Source organism: Nocardioides sp. P4_G10 (assembly GCF_056401175.1).
The window spans coordinates 42,233-60,597 of the sequence record NZ_JBFUJV010000011.1; the positions used below are offsets into that span (position 1 = coordinate 42,233).

Sequence of the window (18,365 nt, forward strand, 5' to 3'; positions counted from 1 at the left end):
CATGGAGCGGGGCTTCCCGGGCACTCCCGCGTACGTCGATATCGCCGATAACTGACATTATGTCAGATAGTCCTGATCGACGAACGACACCAGTGTGATCCCCCGAGATGGGGTCCATCCCCCATCTTTCCGCTGCACCCCTCCGAGCGGCCGGATGAGGCGTTCTGCGCCTGTACGGTTGAGAAAACTCCACCGAGGGACGAGGACCACCGCTTGTGCTGTTGCTGATCGCCGCTCTGCTGGCGGCGGCGGTCATGTCTCCATGGCTGTTGCTCCGTGCCGGCCGACGCGCCTTCCTGGCGATCGCGCTGGTGCCGTTGGCCGGTACGGCGTGGGTCGCCGCGCAGGGCGCCGCCGTCCACGACGGCGAGACGCTCGTCGAGGTCCACCCGTGGGTCGGCAGCATCGGCCTGGACCTGGCACTCGCCATGGGCACCCTCCAGTGGGTCATGGCGCTGATCGTGCTCGGGATCGGTGCGCTCGTGCTGGCCTACTGCGCGTGGTACTTCGACGACGACGAGCCGGGCGTCCCGCGCTTCGCCGGCGTGCTCGTCGCGTTCGTGGCCTCGATGCTCGGCCTGGTGCTGGCCGACGACCTGCTGCTCCTCTACGTGTTCTGGGAGCTCACGACCGTCTTCTCCTTCCTCCTGATCGGACACGACTCCGAGCGGCGGGCCAGCAGGCGCGCCGCCATCCAGGCGCTCGTGGTGACCACGTTCGGCGGCCTCGTGCTGCTCGTGGGCGCGATCGTCGTCGGCCGGGCCGCCGGGACCTTCCGGATCACCGAGATCCTGGCCGACCCGCCCACCGGTGTGGCCGTGACCATCGGTGTCCACCTCCTCCTCGTGGGCGCCATCAGCAAGTCGGCCCTGCTCCCCTTCCACTTCTGGCTCCCGTCGGCCATGGCGGCGCCGACCCCCGTCAGCGCCTACCTGCACGCCGCGTCGATGGTCAAGGCCGGCGTCTACCTCGTCGCGCTCCTGGCGCCCGCGTTCGCCGGCGTGACCGGGTGGCGCACGGTGCTCCTGGTGCTCGGCCTCACGACGATGGTCCTCGGCGGCGTACGAGCGCTCCGCCAGAACGACCTCAAGCTGCTGCTCGCCTACGGCACCGTCAGCCAGCTCGGCTTCCTCGTGCTCGTCCTCGGCACCGGCACCCGCAGCGCGATGCTCGCCGGGCTCGCCCTGCTGATCGCACACGCGCTGTTCAAGGCGACCCTCTTCCTCGTCGTCGGCGTGATCGACCACAGCACCGGCACGCGTGACCTCCGCGAGCTGACCGGGCTCTCGCGACGGCTACCGGTCCTCGCCGTCACCGCGACGCTGGCGGCCGCGTCGATGGCGGGTCTCCCCCCGCTCATCGGCTACGTCGCCAAGGAGAGCGTGCTGGTCGCGCTCGTCGACGTCGCCCGCGACGGTCACGGCACCGGGATCGGTACGGCGGGCGGCTGGCTGCTCGTCGTCGGGGTGGTCGTCGGGTCGATCCTCACCGCGGCCTACTCGGCCCGCTTCGTGTGGGGCGCCTTCGGCAACCGCGAGGTGGAGGCTCCGGTGTCGGTCCACTCCCCCTCGCCCGCCTTCATCGCGGCCCCCGTCATCCTGGCGGCCCTGTCGCTGGTGCTCGGCTTCCTCGGCGCCCCGCTCACGTCGCTCCTCGACCCCCAGGCCGACAAGTTCCCGCCCGGGGCCCACGAGCCCGAGCTCTCGCTCTGGCACGGTGTCGGGCTGCCCCTGGTGCTGACCCTCGTCACGCTCGCCGCCGGTGCCGCGCTGTTCGTCGCGCGCGAGCCCGTCGCCCGTCTGCAGGCCGCGCTGGTCCACGACTGGAGCCTGGAGCGGGCCTACGGCGGCGGCATGCGCCTGCTCGACCGCACGGCGGTCGAGGTCACCGGTGTCGTGCAGCGCGGCTCCGCGGCGGCGTACCTCGCGATCATCCTGATCGTGCTGGTGCTGCTGCCGGGCTCGACGCTGATCGGCGGCCTCGACGACGTGAAGGTGACGGCGTGGGACAACCCCGCGCAGGCCGTCATCGGCGCCGTCATCGTCGGGGCAGCCATCATGACGGCGCGCTCGCGGCGCCGGATCCGCGCGGTCCTGCTCGTCGGCGTCACCGGCTACGGCACGGCCCTCCTCTTCGTCCTCCAGGGCGCGCCCGACCTCGCGCTCACCCAGGCACTGGTCGAGACGCTGACCGTGGTGGTCTTCGTGCTGGCCCTGCGCCGGCTCCCCGAGTACTTCACCGACCGCCCGCTGAGCCGCCAGCGCTACCTGCGGGTCGCGCTGGGCGTGGCCGTCGCGGTCGTGACCGCCGGCTTCCTCCTCGTGGCAGGCGCGGCGCGCACCGCCGACCCCGTCTCCCTGGCGTTGCCGAAGGAGGCGCTCGAGTTCGGCGGCGGCGGCAACATCGTCAACGTCATCCTGGTCGACACCCGTGCCTGGGACACGCTCGGCGAGCTCGCGGTGCTCGTGGCCGCAGCGACAGGCGTCGCGAGCCTCGTGTACGTCAACGCACGCGGCGCCGACATCCGCCGCGTCCACGACATCCCCTACCCGGCCGGCGTCGAGAAGGTCGCCACCGCTCCGGGTCGGCGTGCCTGGCTGCCCGGCTCACGGACGCTGCCGCCGGACAAGCGCTCGATCATCTTCGAGGTCATCGTGCGACTGCTCTTCCACACGCTGGTCGTCATCTCGATCTACCTCCTGCTCGTGGGCCACAACGAGCCCGGCGGCGGGTTCGCCGCGGGCATGACCACCGGGCTGGCGCTCGTCGTGCGCTACCTGGCCGGGGGTCGCTACGAGCTCGACGAGGCGGCACCCGTGGACGCCGGGCGCCTGATCGGCGGCGGCCTCGCCGTGGCGGCGCTGGCGGCACTGCTGCCGATGGCCTTCGGCGGTGTGGTGCTGCAGTCCGCGGTGATCGACCTGCACCTGCCGCTGCTCGGCGACCTGCACCTGGTCTCGTCGGTCCTCTTCGACGTCGGGGTCTACCTGGTCGTCGTCGGGCTGGTGCTCGACCTGCTGCGCGCCCTCGGCTCCCACATCGACCGCGACATCCAGCGCGCCATGCGCGAGGCGGAGGCGGAGGCCGCATGACCATCAACCTGACCCTCGTCCTCGTCGCCGCCGCCCTCCTCGGCTGTGGTGTCTACCTGGTGCTCGAGCGCAGCCTGTCGCGCGTGCTGATCGGCATCGTCATGATCGGCAACGGCGTCAGCCTCTGCTTCATGGTCGCCGGCGGCCCCGCGGGACGCGCCCCGATCGTGTCGAAGGGTGGTGACACGACCGGCCTCTCGGACCCGCTCCCCCAGGCGATGGTGCTCACCGCGATCGTCATCACCCTCGCCACGACGGCGTTCGTGCTCGCCATGGCCTACCGCAGCTGGCAGCTCAATGGCCACGACGACGTGCAGGACGACATCGAGGACGACACCATCCGCAGGCTCGCCCTGCGGGACGTGACGTCGGAGGCCTACTCCGCCACGACGTCCGACTACCCCGGTGACGACTCCAGCGGTGACCACGGGCAGGGCCCGGACGACGACCCGCTGGCCGCCGACGCCGAGGAGATGAGGTCGCAGTGAACTCCCTCGTCCCCCTCCCCGTCCTGCTGCCGATCCTCGGAGCTGGTGCCTCGCTGGCGTTGCTCCACCACCCGCGCATCCAGCGCTGGCTCAGCCTCGCCGTGCTCGGCTCCGTCGTCGCCGTGGCGGCGGTGCTCCTGGTGCAGGCAGACCGGCACGGCCCGCAGACGGTGTGGATCGGCGCGTGGCCCGAGACCCTCGGAATCGTCCTGGTCGCCGACCGGCTCGCCGCCCTGATGCTGCTGGTCAGCGCCATCGTGACCCTGGCGGTCCTCGCCTACTCCGTCGGACAGGGCATGACGGAGGACGAGGAGGGTGCGCCGATCTCGGTCTACCACCCGACGTTCCTCGTGCTGGTGGCCGGCGTGGCCAACGCGTTCCTCGCCGGCGACCTGTTCAACCTGTTCGTCAGCTTCGAGATGCTGCTGTTCGCGAGCTACGTCCTGCTGACGCTCGGCGGCACCGCGGCCCGGGTCCGCGCCGGCACGATCTACGTGCTGGTCAACCTGCTCTCGTCGACGCTGTTCCTCATCAGCCTCGCGGTGACGTACGCCGCCACCGGCACGCTCACCCTCGCCCACCTCGCCGAACGGCTCGCGGAGCTGCCCGACCACGTGTCGATGATGATCCAGCTGCTGCTGCTGACGACGTTCGCGATCAAGGCGGCCGTCTTCCCCCTGTCGCTCTGGCTGCCGGACAGCTACCCCACCGCGCCCGCGCCGGTGACGGCGGTGTTCGCCGGGCTGCTCACCAAGGTCGGCGTCTACGCGATCCTGAGGATGCAGACGCTGCTCTTCCCCGACAGCCCGCTCACCGACCTGCTCCTGTGGGCCGCCCTGCTCACCATGATCATCGGCATCCTCGGCGCGATCGCCCAGTCCGACATCAAGCGCATGCTGTCCTTCACGCTCGTCAGCCACATCGGCTACCTGATCCTCGGCATCGCGCTCGACAGCCGCACCGGCACGGCAGGCACGACGTTCTACGTCGTCCACCACATCACCATCCAGACGGCGCTCTTCCTCGTCCTCGGCCTCGTCGAGCGCCGGGCCGGCAGCACCGCGCTGATGCGCATCGGCGGGCTGGCGCGCATCGCCCCGGTGCTGGCCGTGCTCTTCTTCGTGCCGGCGATGAACCTCGCCGGCATCCCACCGTTCTCCGGCTTCATCGGCAAGGTCGGGCTGTTCCAGGCCGCGCAGCTCGACGGCAGCCCCCTCGCCTGGACCCTCGTGGCGGCTGGGGCAGCCACCAGCCTGCTGACGCTGTACGCCGTCGCGAAGACGTGGGCCGTGGCGTTCTGGCGCACCCCCCGCGAGGCCCACGAGGCGCTCGAGGCGATCGGCGAGACCGTCGGCGGGGCGGCGACCGAGCCGGTGCCCGGGCACGACACCCGCGCGGTGCACCAGCACCGGGGCCACGTCCACACCGCTGCGGGCACCGTGTCGCGACGCGACATCGAGGAGGCCCGCCGCCTCGGCGACGACAACGAGCCCGACCGCGACTTCTACACCCTGATCGAGGCGGGCGACGACAACCGCCACTCCCCCCTCGGCATGCTGCTGCCAGCGGCCGGTCTCGTCGCGGCCAGCGTGCTGCTGTCCGTGATCGCCGGGCCGCTCTACGCACTGGCCGACCGGGCCGCGGGCGACCTGCACGAGCGCACCCCCTACCTCTCCTCCGTCCTCACCGAGGAGCACCCGTGAGCCCGGTCATGCGCACCCGCCGCGACGGGTCCACCCGTCCCGCGCGACACCGCGCCGTCCAGCCGCTCGCCGTCGCCTGGCTGCTGCTCGTCTGGCTGGCCCTGTGGGGCGCCGTGACGCCGCTGCTCCTCGTGGGGGGCGTGCTCGTTGCGGTGCTCGTGTGCGTCACGTTCCCGCTGCCCCCCATCGACCTCGGCTCCTCGGTGCGGCCCCTGCCCCTGCTCGGCGTCATCGCCCGCTTCCACCTCGACGTCGTGCGGGCCAGCTTCGAGGTGGCCGGCGTCGTCCTGCGGAGACGTCCGGTGCGCAACGCCGTGGTCGCGGTCGACCTCGAGACCAAGTCCGACTTCATGATGACCCTCGTGGCGTCCATGCTGTCGCTGATCCCGGGGTCGGTGGTCGTCGAGGCCCGCCGGTCCACGCACACGCTCTACCTCCACGTCATCGACGTACCCGACGCGGAGGCCGCCGACGAGTTCCGCCGCACCGCGCTGGACCTCGAGCAGCGCCTGCTCCGTGCGCTGCCGCCCCGACCCGTCGACCGGGAGGACCCATGACCGTCGTGCTCGTCCTCGGAGCCACGCTGCTCGCCGCTGCGGCCGTGCTCCTGCTCGTACGCCTCACCATCGGACCGACGATCCTCGACCGGAGCGTCGCGCTCGACGTGCTGGTCGCGGTCACCGTCTGCGCGACCGGCCTGTACGTCGCCCACTCCGGCGTGACGTACCCCCTCCCCATGCTCGTGGTGCTCGCCGGCTGCGGCATGGTCGGCGCGGTGAGCGTCGCCCGCTACGCGAGCCGCAGCGACGACCTCGAGGCCGGCGACCGCGACGACCCGGGCACGGGGGGCAAGTGGTGAGCTGGACACAGGTCGCCGACCTCGCCGCCGCCGTGTGCATCCTGCTCGGCGCGGTCCTCGCACTCATCGCCGCCATCGGCGTCGTCCGTCTGCCCGACCTGCTGACCCGGATGCACGCGGCGACGAAGCCGCAGGTCCTCGGCACGGTGCTGGTGATGACCGGGGTCGCGCTGCGCCTGCGCGACCCGGGGGTGGTCGGCATCCTCGCCCTCATCGTGCTGCTGCAGATGGCCACGAGCGTGGTCTCCAGCCACATGGTCGGCCGGGCCTCGTTCCGCGCCGGTCAGGTGCGCCACGACCTCCTCGTGGTCGACGAGCTCAGCGACCGCCCGAGCCACGAGGAGCCACGCGGCGCACCCTGACGCCGCCCGACCCTCGCTACCCTGACGGGCGTGGAGCTGCTGACCCTCGCCGTCGCCGCCCTGATGGCGATCGTCGTGGCGGCCGTGCTGTCCCGGCGCACCGGGATCGCCACTCCCCTGGTCCTGCTGGTCCTCGGCATCGCCTTCAGCCTCGTGCCGGGCACGCCCGACTTCGAGCTGGAGCCCGACTGGATCCTCCTCGGAGCCCTGCCGCCGCTGCTGTACGCCACCGCGGTCCAGGTGCCCGTCATCGACCTGCGCCGGAGCATCGGCATGATCACGTGGCTCTCGGTCACCCTGGTCGTCGTCTCAGCGCTCGCCGTCGGTGCCGTCGTGCACCTCGTCGTGCCCGACGTCTCCTTCGCGGCCGGCGTGGCACTGGGCGCCGTCGTCAGCCCGACGGACGCGGTCGCCGCCACTGCGATCGGCAAGCGCCTCGGGCTCCCCCACCGCCTGATGACGGTGCTGGAGGGCGAGAGCCTGTTCAACGACGCCTCCGCCCTGGTCGTGCTGCGGACGGCACTGCTGGCCATCACCGCGGGCTTCAGCCTGGGCGACGCGGTCCTCGACTTCGTCCGCGCGGTCGCGCTCGCCGTCCTCATCGGCTACGTCGTGGGCCGCTCGACCGTCTGGCTGCGGAGCAAGCTGGACGACCCGGTCCTCATGACCGCGGTCAGCTTCATCGTGCCGTTCCTGGCGTTCCTGCCAGCCGAGGAGGCCCAGGCGTCGGGCGTGGTGGCCGTGGTCGTGGCGGGCCTGGTCACCGGGCACCACGGCGTGCGGACCTTCAGCGCCCGCGAGCGCCTCACCGAGCGCACCAACTGGCTGACGATCCAGTTCCTCGTCGAGAACGGGGTCTTCCTCCTGATGGGCCTGCAGCTCGAGTCACTCCTGCGCGACCTCGACGACTCGTCCAGCAGCCTGCCCGAGGTGCTGGGGACCGCCGCCCTGGTCCTCCTCCTGCTGCTCGTCCTGCGGATCGGCTTCGTCGGCGTCCAGGTGCTCCTCGAACGGCGACGCCGACCGCGACTCGATGCCGTGCGCCAGCGGCTCACGCGCATCAGCCACCGCGTCGACACGATGGCGCAGGAGGGCGGACCGCGCGTCGACAGCCCCCGTGGTCAGCACCGCATGTCGCAGTTCCGGCGCCGGATCGAGCGCGGCCGGGCCGACGTCGCCTACCAGGAGAGCGAGCCGATCACCGCGCGCGGTGGTGCGGTCCTGTCGTGGGCCGGGATGCGAGGCGTCGTCACGCTCGCCGCCGCCCTCACGATCGGCCCGGAGGTCGACGAGCGGACGTTGCTGATCACGGTCGCGTTCGTCGTGGCGGTCGTCTCGCTCCTCCTCTACGGCGGCACCCTGCCGTGGTTGATCCGCACGCTGGGCGTCTCGGGTGTCGACCCGGACCGGCAGCGTGCCGAGGTGGCCGAGCTCGTGAACGACATCACCGCCACCGCGGCCGCCGCCATGGGACCCACGGACCGGATCGTCATCGACGGCACCCCGATCGACCCGGACGTCGCCAGCGAGACGCTGGCCTGGCTGGAGCGCGTCCGCGACGCCCGCACCGAGAGGGGTCCGGAGGCCGTGACCCTGGCCTCGCAGCGGGTGCTCCTGCACCGCCAGATCATCGCGCTGATGCGCGACGCGCTGCACGAGGAACGCGCGATCGGCGCCTACAGCACGGCGGCGCTGACCCGCGCGTCAGCACTCATCGACGCCCAGGAGCTCCAGCTCGAACGCTGAGGCGCCCGCTTGCCGGGCGACCTAGGTTGGGGCCCATGGCCCACATCCCGACGTACGACCTCAACGACGGCACGAGCATCCCCGCGATCGGCTTCGGCACCTACCCGCTGCGTGGCGACGACGGCACCGAGGCCATCCGCACCGCCATCGAGGCCGGCTACCGGCTCGTCGACACCGCGGTGAACTACGAGAACGAGGTGGAGGTCGGCGAGGCCGTCCGCCGCTCCGGGGTCCCCCGTGACGAGCTGGTCGTCGCCAGCAAGATCCCCGGCCGCCACCACGCGTACGACGCTGCGATCGCGTCGGTGCGCGAGTCGCTGGGCCGCCTCGGGCTCGAGCGCACGGACCTCCACCTCATCCACTGGCCCAACCCGAGCCAGGGGTCGTACGTCGAGGCGTGGCGGGCGCTGGTGCAGCTGCAGAAGGACGGCCTGGTGCGGTCCATCGGCGTCTCCAACTTCACCGAGGAGCACCTCGAGCGCATCATCGACGACACGGGCGTGACGCCGGCGGTCAACCAGGTCGAGCTGCACCCGAGGTTCCCGCAGGCGCACATGCGCGAGGTCCACGAGCGCCTCGGCATCCGCACCGAGGCGTGGAGCCCCATGGGCAAGCGGCGCGCGCCCCTCGAGGAGGACGCCGTCCGGACGGCCGCCGAGGCGCACGGCGTCTCCCCCGGCCAGGTCGTCCTGCGCTGGCACGTCGAGCTGGGCTCGCTCCCGATCCCGAAGTCGGCCGACCCCGCCCGCCAGGCGCAGAACCTCGACGTGTTCGGCTTCGAGCTCACCGACGACGAGGTCGCGGCGATCTCCGGGCTCGCCGAGCCCGACGGCCGCCTCTTCGGCGGCGACCCGGACACCCACGAGGAGATGTGACAGGGCGCTGGCTACCATCACCCGCATGCTGAAGCGACTCGCCACCGTGGCCGCCTGCCTGTCCGTCCTCGCCCTCTCCGCGTGCGGCAACGAAGCGGACGGGAAGGACACCGCGGCCGACCCCGCGGCGTCCGAGACCACGAGCGAGTCGACCGACGCGTCGCCCGAGGAGTCGCCGGAGGCCTCCGGCGCGACGACCACCTGCGACTACCCCGAGGACGGCCAGGAGCCGGCGCGCGACGTCGACGCTCCCGACGCCGAGGCTCCCTCCGAGGGCACCGCGTCCGCGACGATCACGACGAACTTCGGCGACATCGGCCTGACCCTCGACGCGGCAACCGCGCCGTGCACGGTGCACTCGTTCGTCTCGCTCGCCGAGCAGGGGTTCTACGACGACACGCCGTGCCCGCGGATCGGTGACCAGGACGGCTTCGGGATCCTGCAGTGCGGCGACCCGACCGGCACCGGTTCCGGCGGGGCCGGCTACTCCTTCGCCGACGAGCTGAGCGGTGACGAGACCTACCCGGCCGGCACGCTCGCCATGGCCAACGCCGGCCCGGACACCAACGGGTCGCAGTTCTTCCTCGTCTTCCGCGACTCGCAGTTCCCCCCGAACTACACCGTCTTCGGCACCATCGACGAGGCCGGCCTCGAGACCATCGACGCGATCGCGGCCGAGGGCAACGACGGTGCACACCCCGCCGGTGGAGGCGCCCCCAACAAGGACGTCACCATCGAGAAGGTCACCGTCGGCTGACGCCGCTCTCCTCGCCGGCGACCTGAGTCACGACACCGGGTCGTAGACCACGTCCGCGCCGAGCTGCACGGTCCGCGAGACCGTGCACAGCCGGTCGTGCGACATCTCGATGGCCGCCTGCACGCGGTCACGTGCGGCATCGCCGTCCGGCCCCTCGGGGAACGCGAGGTCGAACGACACCCTGATACCGGTGAGGTGGTTGCCCTCCGCGTCACGCACCTTGTGCCCCTCGGCATGCACGTCGAACGTCGTGCTGGAGGTGCGCTTGTGCGTGATGGCCTCGACGTCGAGAGCGCTGCACCCTGCGATCGCGGCGAGCAGCAGCTCGATGGGCGTGAAGTCGGGGTCCTCTCCCCCGGTCCCGAAGAAGGTCTCGCCGCCGCGGGCGTTGGTCGCCTTGAACCTGGCCGGGCCGATGCGGGTGAGCTCGACGCTGCGCAGCGTGTCGTCCGTCATGGCGAACACCCTGCCAGAGCACGCTCGGGCAGGGTGTTCGGTCCCCGACGGTGGGGTCTCCGCGGACTACCTCGCAGGGGGGTCAGCGGGTGACGCGTCGCGCGGCGCGTCGGGCTCGACGCTCCTCACGGAGGGCGATCTCCACGTTGCGCTGGAGCGCTCGGTCCTCGGTGGAGCGCGCTCGTTGATCGACGAGGCTGAGGGCCAGGTGCAGCTGCGTGGTCATGGATATCTGTCCTCTCGAGGGCCTCTGGCCCTCACGTGATGAGCAAGAGATGTAAGAACTAACCGCTCCGTTGCGGCTCTTACATCCTACGGACCGGTAGCTTTCCGTCCGGCATCCTCGAAGGGGTGATCTCGGCCACCAGCCGGACGCGTCCGCGGGCTAGTGTCGTGGCGTGACGACCCAGCGAGCGCGACGGCCCGGACCATCGGTCCGGACGCGTGTGGTGGAGCACACCGACGCCTCGGAGCTGGCCCGCGAGGACCGGCTCATCACCGAGGAACCGCTCGAGATCCGGGTGCGCGCCGGGAGCCTGGAGCCCCGCCGCGCGTGGGTGACCATGCGCACGCCCGGGCACGACTTCGAGCTCGCCGCCGGCTGGCTCGTCAACGAGGGGCTCGCGGCGCCGTCGTCGATCAGCCAGGTCGCCTACTGCACCGACGACGACCTCGACCCCGAGCAGGAGTTCAACGTCGTGACGGTGAACGTCAACGGCCTGACGTCGCTCCCCCACCGGCACGAGAGCGCCTCTTCGGGCTCGTCCGCCTGCGGGGTGTGCGGCAAGGACAGCGTGGTCGAGGCGCTCGCGACCAGGACGGCGCGACCGTGGGCGGGTCCGCGCCCCGACGCGTCCGTCGTACGACGACTGCCGGAGGCGCTGCGCGAGCGTCAGACCCTGTTCGCCCGGACGGGCGGCGTGCACGCAGCCGGGCTGGCCGACGAGCTCGGCACGCTCTCCGTGGTGCGCGAGGACGTCGGGCGTCACAACGCCGTCGACAAGGTCGTCGGGGCGCGGGTGCTCGCCGGCGACCCGGCTGCCTCGGCATGCCTGGTGCTCAGCGGGCGGGTCGGCTTCGAGCTCGTGCAGAAGGCCGCGGCCGCCGGCATCGGGTCGATCGTGGCGGTCGGCGCGCCGACCAGCCTGGCTGCCCAGCTGGCCGCCGAGGCCGGCATCGACCTGTGGGGCTTCACCTCCGCAGGGCGCACCGTGCGCTACTGACCGGACCCCGCGCGGCGTGGTGGGACGGCCCTGTCGGTGCCGCGATCTACGGTCGTCCCGTGCGCATCCTCCACACCTCCGACTGGCACCTGGGGAGGTCCTTCCACCGCGAGGACCTGCTGGGCCACCAGGGGGCGTTCGTCGACCACCTCCTCGAGGTCGTCGCCGCGGAGGGCGTCGACGTGGTCGTGGTCTCGGGAGACGTCTACGACCGTGCCCTCCCCCACGTCGACGCGGTCGCCCTGGCCGACGAGGCGTTCGCCCGGCTCGCTGCCTCCCGGGCACGCGTCGTGGTGAGCAGCGGCAACCACGACAGCGCGCGGCGCCTCGGTTTCGGCTCGCGCCTGATGGACGCCGCAGGTGTCTTCGTCCGCACCGACGCGTCCTCGGTCGGCACCCCCGTCGTGCTCGCCGACCAGCACGGGGACGTGGCGATCCACGCGATCCCCTACCTCGATCCCTCGGCGCTGCTCGAGCCGTGGGCGCTCGGCCGCCGCAGCCACGAGGCTGCCCTGTCCGAGGCCATGACGCGGGTCCGGTCCGACCTCGGCGCGCGCCCCGCCTCCACCCGCAGCGTGGTGCTGGCGCACGCCTTCGTCGCCGGCGCGACCCCCTCGGAGTCCGAGCGGGACATCAGTGTCGGCGGGGTGTCCCGGGTCGCGACCAGCCTCTTCGACGACATCGACTACACCGCCCTCGGCCACCTCCACGGCCCCCACGTGCTCGACGAGCGGCTGCGCTACTCCGGCTCCCCGCTGGCCTACTCCTTCTCCGAGGCCGACCAGGCCAAGGGCTCGTGGATCGTCGACCTCGACGCCACCGGGTTCGCGTCCGCGACCTGGGTCGACGCACCGGTCCCCCGTCGGCTGGCCCGGCTCTCAGGCACGCTCGACGAGCTGCTCGGCGACCCGACGCTCACCACCCACGAGGACGACTGGGTGCAAGTCACCCTGACCGACGTCCGACGCCCGTTGCGCGCCATGGAGCTGCTGCGCCGACGCTTCCCCCACACGCTGGTCCTGCAGTTCCCGACCCCGACGGTCGACGCCCGGACCCCTCCCCGGCCCGCGCCCGGCACGAGCGACCACGCCATCTCGCTCGACTTCGTGCGCCACGTGCGCGGGTCCGACGCCACGCCCGGTGAGGCCGCCCTGCTCCGCGAGGCCATCGACGCCTGCTGCCACGACCCCGACCAGGACGTGCTCGTCGGAGCTCCCCCAGCCTCTGCTCCCCGCACGGCAGGTGCTCCGTGAGGCTGCACCAGCTGCAGGTGGTCGGCTTCGGCCCGTTCGCCGATCCGGTCTCGATCGACTTCGACGCCCTCTCCGACGCCGGGCTCTTCCTGCTGAGCGGGCCGACGGGAGCCGGCAAGTCCAGCGTCCTCGACGCGGTCTGCTTCGCGCTCTACGGTGACGTCCCCGGTGACCGCGCCGTCGCCAAGCGGCTGCGGTCCGACCACGCCGCCGATGACGTCGCTCCTCGGGTGGTGCTCGAGGCGACCCTGTCCGGCCGACGGTTCCGCATCGACCGCTCGCCCGCCTGGACCAGGCCGAAGAAGCGCGGCACCGGCACCACCACCGAGCAGGCCCGCGTCGTGATCTCCGAGCGCCGCCCCGCCGACGACGGCCAGCACCTCTGGCACCCGCTCAGCACCCGCCTCGACGAGACCGGACACCTCGTCACCCGTCTCGTCGGCATGACTCTCCCCCAGTTCTGCCAGGTCGCCATGCTCCCGCAGGGACGGTTCCAGGCCTTCCTGCGAGCGCGGTCCGAGGAGCGCCACGCCCTGCTCCAGCAGGTCTTCCAGACGGAGCGCTTCGACCGCACCGAGCGCTGGTTGCGCGAGCGGCGCGTCGGGCTGAGGCGCGCCTCCGACACCCACCGCGACACGGTCGCCGACCTGGTCAGCCGGGTCAGCGAGGTCGGCGACGACGGTGCGCCCGACGACTGGCCGGCCGACCCTTCCTGCCTCGATGACTGGGTGACCGGGCTGACTGACGCCGCCTCGGCGGCATCGGCCGACCAGTCGGCCCGGGCGCAGGCGGCAGCCGCAGCCGAGACGGCGGCTGCCGACGCCCGAGCCGCAGGCACCGAGCTCGCTGCCCTCCAGGCAACCCATGCTGCGGCACGTCGCGACCGCGACGCGCTGGAGGCAGCGTCAGTGGCACACGCCGACCGCGTGCAGCTCGCCGACCTGGCCCAGCGCGCCGCCGGCGTACGCGCCCTCCATGACCTCGCGCTCGCCTCGCGAGCCACCTCCGACGACCTCGAGCAGCGCCACACTGCGTCCCTCGCATCGTTGGGCGCGCTGCTCGGAGTGACGACCCCCGACGACTCGCAGGTCGCCGAGCACCACCGCAGTGCCACCCGCGCGCTCGACGACCTCGCCCGCGTGCGCCCGCTGCTCCGCCAGGTGACCGAGGTCGAGTCGGCCCTCCGGCAAGCCGGGCGGAGCCGGGAGGGGCTCGCAGCCGAGCTCGACCGGCTTGCCACCCGGGCAGCGCAGGTGCCGCAGGCCCTGGCCGACCTCGAGCCCCGGCTCGCCTCGGCCCGCGAGGCGGTGGTCCAGGTCGCCGCCCTCGACCGCGACCTCGTGGTCATCCGGTCGCGGGTGCTCGCCGCACGCTCGGCCGACGAGCTCGCGACCGAGCTCGCCGCGGCCCAGCACGACCTCGCGGTGGCGACGCAGACCCGGCTGCTCGCCCGCGAGTCGCTCGTGGAGATCCGCGAGCAGCGCCTCGACGGCATGGCCGCCGAGATCGCGCGCAAGCTGGCAGTCGGCGCCTGTTGCCCGGTGTGCGGCTCGGCCGACCACCCCTCCCCCGCGTCTCCTGCGTCCGGCGCACCGGACGAGGCCACCGAGCGAAAGGCCGGCCGCGAGGTCGACGACCTCGAGGTCGTCGTCGAGGCACACGCCCAGCAGGTGCGTGGCCTCGAGCCCCGGCTGGCCGCTGCCGTCGCCGAGGCCGGCGAGGCGCTCGACACGCTCCTCGCCGCCGAGGCCGACACGCTGGCCCGCCTCGGTGGTGCCCGGGCCGCTGCGGCCACCGTCGACCCGCTGGCGGCGCGGCTCGACGCCCTGCTCGGTGAGCAGGACGACCTCGTCCGGCAGCGTGACGAACTCACGGCGACCGCCTCCCGGCTCGACACCGAGGCTGCTGTCCTCGACACGCGCCTCGACGCGCTGCGTGAGCAGGTCAGCGCGGTCCTGCCCGACGGGGYCGACCTCGACGACCTGACCGCGCACCACCAGCAGGTCGCCGCCGTCGCCCGCCGCTGCACCGACACCGCCGTCGACCTCGCCCGCGCTCGCGAGTCCGCGGCCAGCACCCAGCGGGCCGCCGACGGTGCGGCGTCCGCGGCGGGGTTCCCGTCGTCGGAGGCCGCGGCGGGCGCCTGGCTCCCCGAGGCCGAGCTCACCGCGCTCGTCGCGACGGTCGAGCGGCACGAGCGCGAGCTCGCCCGCACCGATGAGCTGCTCGCCGACGCCGACCTCGTCGTGGCCGCTTCAGCGGAGCCGCCCGACCTCGACCTGCTCGCCGAGGCCCACCGCCGCGCCCAGGAGGAGGCTGCGACGACGCGCCACCGCGACCTGGTCCTGCGCGAGCGCGTGGGCCGGCTCCGCGCCCTGACCGGCGACGTCCGGACCGCCCTTTCCGCGTGGGCCCCGGTGCGGGCCGACCTCGACCTGGTCGCCGACCTCGCCGCCCTCGTCGAGGGCAAGCACCCCGACAACCGACACCAGATGCGCCTGTCGGCCTACGTCCTGGCCCACCGTCTCGGCCAGGTCGTCGATGCCGCCAACCTGCGGCTGTCCACGATGAGCGACCGGCGCTACTCCCTGGTCCACACCGGGCAGCGCGGCGCCGGGGAGACCCGGGGCGGCCTCAGCCTGCTCGTCCGCGACGACTGGACCGGCGACAGCCGCGACCCGGCCACGCTCTCGGGCGGCGAGACCTTCGTCGTGTCCCTCGCGCTGGCCCTCGGCCTCGCCGACGTGATCACCCAGGAGGCGGGCGGCGCCGACCTCGACACCCTCTTCGTCGACGAGGGGTTCGGTTCGCTCGACGCCGAGACCCTCGAGGACGTGATGGACACCCTCGACACGCTCCGTGACGGAGGGCGGGTGGTCGGCGTGGTCAGCCACGTGCCCGAGCTGCAGACGCGCATCCCCACCCAGCTCCGGGTCCACCGCGGCCGCCACGGCAGCCGCACTAGCCTCGTCCTCGCGTAGGGGTGTGCCGCCGCAGCACTCGACGGCCTCACTCAGCTGACTGACCCACCGGACCGACGGGACACCGACATGACCACGCCTGAGGACTCACCCACTCCTTCGACCGGCGTGCTGGACGCCGAGGTCCCCGCGTTCGGGGTCCCGATGGCGGAGCGGGCGCTCGCTGACGTCTACGGCGTCGCCGGTCACGTGACGTCGCTGCGCAGCGAGCGCGACCGCAACTTCTTCGTCACCGCCGACGACCAGCGGTGGGTCCTGAAGGTGTCTGGCGTCGTGGAGACCGACGCGACGCTCGACATGGAGAACCAGGCCATGGCGTGGTTCGCCCGCCAGACCGAGGACCTCCGGGTGCCGGCGCTGCACCCCACCGTCGACGGTCAGCCCGTGACCGAGGTCGTCGGGACTGACGGCCGCACCCACCAGGCGCGGCTCATCACCGTGGTGGCCGGCAGCGCGTCCGACGAGGTCGAGCTGCTCGACGGGTTCGACGAGGAATTCGGCCGCGCGTGCGCGCGGGCCGCCCGGGCGATGTATGGCTTCGCGCACCCGGCCGCCATCCGCGACCTCGAGTGGGACCCCCGGCGCGTCCACACGCTCGCCGGCCGGCTCGACCGACTGGCCCCCGACCTCCGGGCCCTGGTCGCAGCGGTGCTCGACGGGCTCGGCGACCTGCCCGCGCGCGCCGCGGGGCTGCCTGCCGGCACCTTCCACGGCGACATCACCCTCAGCAACGTCATGACCGTCGACGGGCGCACCGTCGAAGGCGTCATCGACTTCGGCGACCTGCACCACACCGCCCGTGTCGCCGACCTCGCCATCGCCCTCACCTCCCTCCTCCGCGTCCGCGAGGACCCCTACGCCGCGACCATCGAGTTCCTCCGCGGCTACCAGCGCGTCCAGCCCCTCGAGGAGGGAGAGGTCGAAGTCCTGGGCGACCTGGTGCTCGCGCGGCTGGCTGCCTCCCTGCTCATCACCGCCACCCTCGTCAGCGGCGATGCCGATCACGCGGCCACCGCCGCGGCGATGGCCGACGGCAGCGTCCGCGCCCTCACCCGCCTGTGGTCCGAACGGGACCGCTACGACGTCGCCATCGCCCGGGCCACTGGCCTGGCCCGCGGCCGCTCCACCACCGAGCCGGCGCACGACCTGCACGAGCGGCGGCAACGCTCGATGGGCGGCACCCTGTCCCCGCTGTTCTACGACCGGCCACTCCACATCGTCCGTGGCGAGGGCGTGTGGCTCTACGACGCCGACGGCACCGCGTACCTCGACAGCTACAACAACGTGCCCGTGCTCGGCCACGCCCACCCGGCCGTCGCCCGCGCCATCGCCACCCAGCAGGAGCGACTCAACGTCAACTCCCGCTACCTGCACGCGAACACCGTCGAGCTGGCCGAACGCCTCGTCGCCACCATGCCGCCCGGGCTCGACACCGTCGTCTTCATGAGCTCCGGCAGCGAGGCCAACGACCTCGCCTGGCGCCTGGCCACCCACTACACCGGCCGCACCGGGGCTCTCGTCAGCGACTCCAGCTACCACGGCGTCTCCACCGTCACCGCCCGCCAGTCCTCCAACACCTGGCGCAACGGCTACCGGCCCGACGGCATCGCCACCTACCCCGCTCCGGCGCCCATCCCTGCCAGCGATGGAATGCTCCGGCGCCCGGGACGCGAGGACGCCACTGACCGGGTGCGAGCCGGCGTGGGCGACCTGGCGGAGCAGGGGCACGAGCTCGCGCTCGCGCTCGCCGACCCGCTGTTCACCAGCGGCGGCATCCTTGACCCCTCCGCCGGCTTCGTCGCCGGCCTCGCGGACACCGTCCACGCCGCCGGCGGGCTCTTCCTCGCCGACGAGGTCCAGGCCGGGTTCGGCCGCTCCGGCCGGCACCTGTGGAGCTTCGCCGGGATGGGTTTCACCCCCGACTTCGTCTCCCTCGGCAAACCGATGGGCAACGGACACCCCATCGCCGCACTCGTCACCCGCCGCGACATCGTCGACACGTTCCTCGCCTTTGACGAGTACTTCTCCACCTTCGGCGGCAACCCCGTCTCGGCCGCCGCCGCACTCACCGTCCTCGACATCATCGAGGACGAGAACCTGATCGCCCGAAGCGCCACCGTCGGCGACCACCTCCGGTCCGAGATCGCCGACATGGCCGACCACATCGGCGTCGACGTCCGCACCCGTGGATCTGGGCTCATCGCCGGCATCGAGGTCGTGCGCGACGGACCCACCCGCCCCGTCATCGACATCGTCGAAGCCATGAAGGCTCGGCGCGTCCTCATGAGCAACACCGGCCCTCGCGGCGACGTCCTCAAGGTCCGCCCCCCTCTGGTTCTCGCCGAGCGTCACGCCGACCACCTGGTGTCGGCGCTTCGCGACGTGCTGACCGGCCGGGACACCTGACCCAGCGGGTCCACGGAGGCACCTCAGTGTCGGGAAGAGCCTTCCGGGTAATCGCCGAATCTCCGCTCCACGCCGTGACGGTCGTGGATCACCCACTCGCCGCGCCCGGCTTGCGGGACCTTCACCCGGATGCGCCCTGGCGCCGGTTGTGAGGCCGAGGTCCA

15 protein-coding genes are annotated in these 18,365 nt (G+C 72.7%); 13 read left to right on the forward strand and 2 right to left on the reverse strand.

Annotated elements, in window-relative coordinates; all coding sequences use genetic code 11:
• Window positions 1–215 precede the first annotated feature (215 nt).
• Genes AC1DP1_RS12960 through AC1DP1_RS13000 form a run of 9 tightly spaced genes read left to right on the forward strand, consistent with a single transcriptional unit; the run spans window position 216 to window position 9,882 of the window.
• Window positions 216–3,092 carry a Na+/H+ antiporter subunit A gene (locus AC1DP1_RS12960; RefSeq protein ID WP_477507189.1) on the forward strand — a complete coding sequence of 959 codons (2,877 nt, stop codon included), beginning with the start codon at window positions 216–218 and terminating at the stop codon, window positions 3,090–3,092.
• A complete protein-coding gene (locus tag AC1DP1_RS12965; protein WP_300053441.1) occupies window positions 3,089–3,580 on the forward strand; it encodes a Na(+)/H(+) antiporter subunit C in 492 nt (163 codons plus the stop codon). The genes AC1DP1_RS12960 and AC1DP1_RS12965 overlap by 4 nt, the downstream gene beginning before the upstream one ends.
• Window positions 3,577–5,283: a Na+/H+ antiporter subunit D gene (locus tag AC1DP1_RS12970; RefSeq protein ID WP_457192353.1), complete on the forward strand. Its 1,707-nt coding sequence runs from the start codon at window positions 3,577–3,579 to the stop codon at window positions 5,281–5,283. Before AC1DP1_RS12965 ends, AC1DP1_RS12970 begins: the two co-directional genes overlap by 4 nt.
• On the forward strand, window positions 5,280–5,840 hold the full coding sequence (locus tag AC1DP1_RS12975; protein WP_457192351.1) for a Na+/H+ antiporter subunit E: 561 nt from the start codon (window positions 5,280–5,282) through the stop codon (window positions 5,838–5,840). Before AC1DP1_RS12970 ends, AC1DP1_RS12975 begins: the two co-directional genes overlap by 4 nt.
• Entirely contained in the window at window positions 5,837–6,142 is a 306-nt protein-coding gene (locus tag AC1DP1_RS12980; protein WP_191195602.1) for a monovalent cation/H+ antiporter complex subunit F, read from the forward strand. Before AC1DP1_RS12975 ends, AC1DP1_RS12980 begins: the two co-directional genes overlap by 4 nt.
• Window positions 6,139–6,504: a monovalent cation/H(+) antiporter subunit G gene (gene mnhG / locus AC1DP1_RS12985; RefSeq protein WP_191195601.1), complete on the forward strand. Its 366-nt coding sequence runs from the start codon at window positions 6,139–6,141 to the stop codon at window positions 6,502–6,504. The genes AC1DP1_RS12980 and mnhG overlap by 4 nt, the downstream gene beginning before the upstream one ends.
• A gap of 30 nt (window positions 6,505–6,534) precedes the next feature.
• On the forward strand, window positions 6,535–8,250 hold the full coding sequence (locus AC1DP1_RS12990; RefSeq protein ID WP_477507190.1) for a cation:proton antiporter: 1,716 nt from the start codon (window positions 6,535–6,537) through the stop codon (window positions 8,248–8,250).
• 35 nt (window positions 8,251–8,285) lie between these two features.
• Window positions 8,286–9,125, forward strand: a complete 840-nt coding sequence (locus AC1DP1_RS12995) for an aldo/keto reductase (protein ID WP_457192347.1) — start codon at window positions 8,286–8,288, stop codon at window positions 9,123–9,125.
• A gap of 25 nt (window positions 9,126–9,150) precedes the next feature.
• Window positions 9,151–9,882 (forward strand): peptidylprolyl isomerase, encoded by a 732-nt coding sequence (locus AC1DP1_RS13000; protein ID WP_457192345.1) that lies wholly within the window; start codon window positions 9,151–9,153, stop codon window positions 9,880–9,882.
• Between the two features lie 27 nt (window positions 9,883–9,909).
• Here AC1DP1_RS13000 and AC1DP1_RS13005 read toward each other — a convergent pair whose 3' ends face one another.
• Together AC1DP1_RS13005 and AC1DP1_RS13010 are read right to left on the reverse strand one after the other, a co-directional pair.
• Window positions 9,910–10,338: an OsmC family protein gene (locus tag AC1DP1_RS13005; protein WP_457192343.1), complete on the reverse strand. Its 429-nt coding sequence runs from the start codon at window positions 10,336–10,338 to the stop codon at window positions 9,910–9,912.
• 82 nt (window positions 10,339–10,420) lie between these two features.
• The gene (locus tag AC1DP1_RS13010) at window positions 10,421–10,564 is read right to left on the reverse strand and encodes a hypothetical protein (RefSeq protein WP_457192341.1); all 144 of its coding nucleotides are present in this window, start codon (window positions 10,562–10,564) and stop codon (window positions 10,421–10,423) included.
• Between the two features lie 172 nt (window positions 10,565–10,736).
• Between AC1DP1_RS13010 and AC1DP1_RS13015 the strand changes: the two genes are divergently transcribed.
• From AC1DP1_RS13015 to AC1DP1_RS13030, 4 genes are all read left to right on the forward strand, one after another.
• Window positions 10,737–11,561 carry a formate dehydrogenase accessory sulfurtransferase FdhD gene (locus tag AC1DP1_RS13015; RefSeq protein ID WP_477507191.1) on the forward strand — a complete coding sequence of 275 codons (825 nt, stop codon included), beginning with the start codon at window positions 10,737–10,739 and terminating at the stop codon, window positions 11,559–11,561.
• Window positions 11,562–11,620: 59 nt separating this feature from the next.
• Entirely contained in the window at window positions 11,621–12,814 is a 1,194-nt protein-coding gene (locus AC1DP1_RS13020; protein WP_477507192.1) for an exonuclease SbcCD subunit D, read from the forward strand.
• The gene (locus tag AC1DP1_RS13025; RefSeq protein WP_477507193.1) at window positions 12,811–15,795 is read left to right on the forward strand and encodes an AAA family ATPase; all 2,985 of its coding nucleotides are present in this window, start codon (window positions 12,811–12,813) and stop codon (window positions 15,793–15,795) included. The genes AC1DP1_RS13020 and AC1DP1_RS13025 overlap by 4 nt, the downstream gene beginning before the upstream one ends.
• A 69-nt stretch (window positions 15,796–15,864) precedes the next feature.
• Window positions 15,865–18,201, forward strand: coding sequence for an aminotransferase class III-fold pyridoxal phosphate-dependent enzyme (locus AC1DP1_RS13030; protein WP_477507194.1), 2,337 nt, complete (start codon window positions 15,865–15,867; stop codon window positions 18,199–18,201).
• Window positions 18,202–18,365 lie beyond the last annotated feature (164 nt).

What these genes read in the sequence shown, in the direction of transcription:
- AC1DP1_RS12965 (WP_300053441.1), top strand. Translation starts at nt 3,089, where the DNA reads ATGACCATCAACCTGACCCTCGTCCTCGTCGCCGCCGCCCTCCTCGGC.
- AC1DP1_RS12980 (WP_191195602.1), top strand. Translation starts at nt 5,837, where the DNA reads ATGACCGTCGTGCTCGTCCTCGGAGCCACGCTGCTCGCCGCTGCGGCC.
- AC1DP1_RS12995 (WP_457192347.1), top strand. Translation starts at nt 8,286, where the DNA reads ATGGCCCACATCCCGACGTACGACCTCAACGACGGCACGAGCATCCCC.
- AC1DP1_RS13000 (WP_457192345.1), top strand. Translation starts at nt 9,151, where the DNA reads ATGCTGAAGCGACTCGCCACCGTGGCCGCCTGCCTGTCCGTCCTCGCC.
- AC1DP1_RS13005 (WP_457192343.1), bottom strand. Translation starts at nt 10,338, where the DNA reads ATGACGGACGACACGCTGCGCAGCGTCGAGCTCACCCGCATCGGCCCG.
- AC1DP1_RS13010 (WP_457192341.1), bottom strand. Translation starts at nt 10,564, where the DNA reads ATGACCACGCAGCTGCACCTGGCCCTCAGCCTCGTCGATCAACGAGCG.
- AC1DP1_RS13030 (WP_477507194.1), top strand. Translation starts at nt 15,865, where the DNA reads ATGACCACGCCTGAGGACTCACCCACTCCTTCGACCGGCGTGCTGGAC.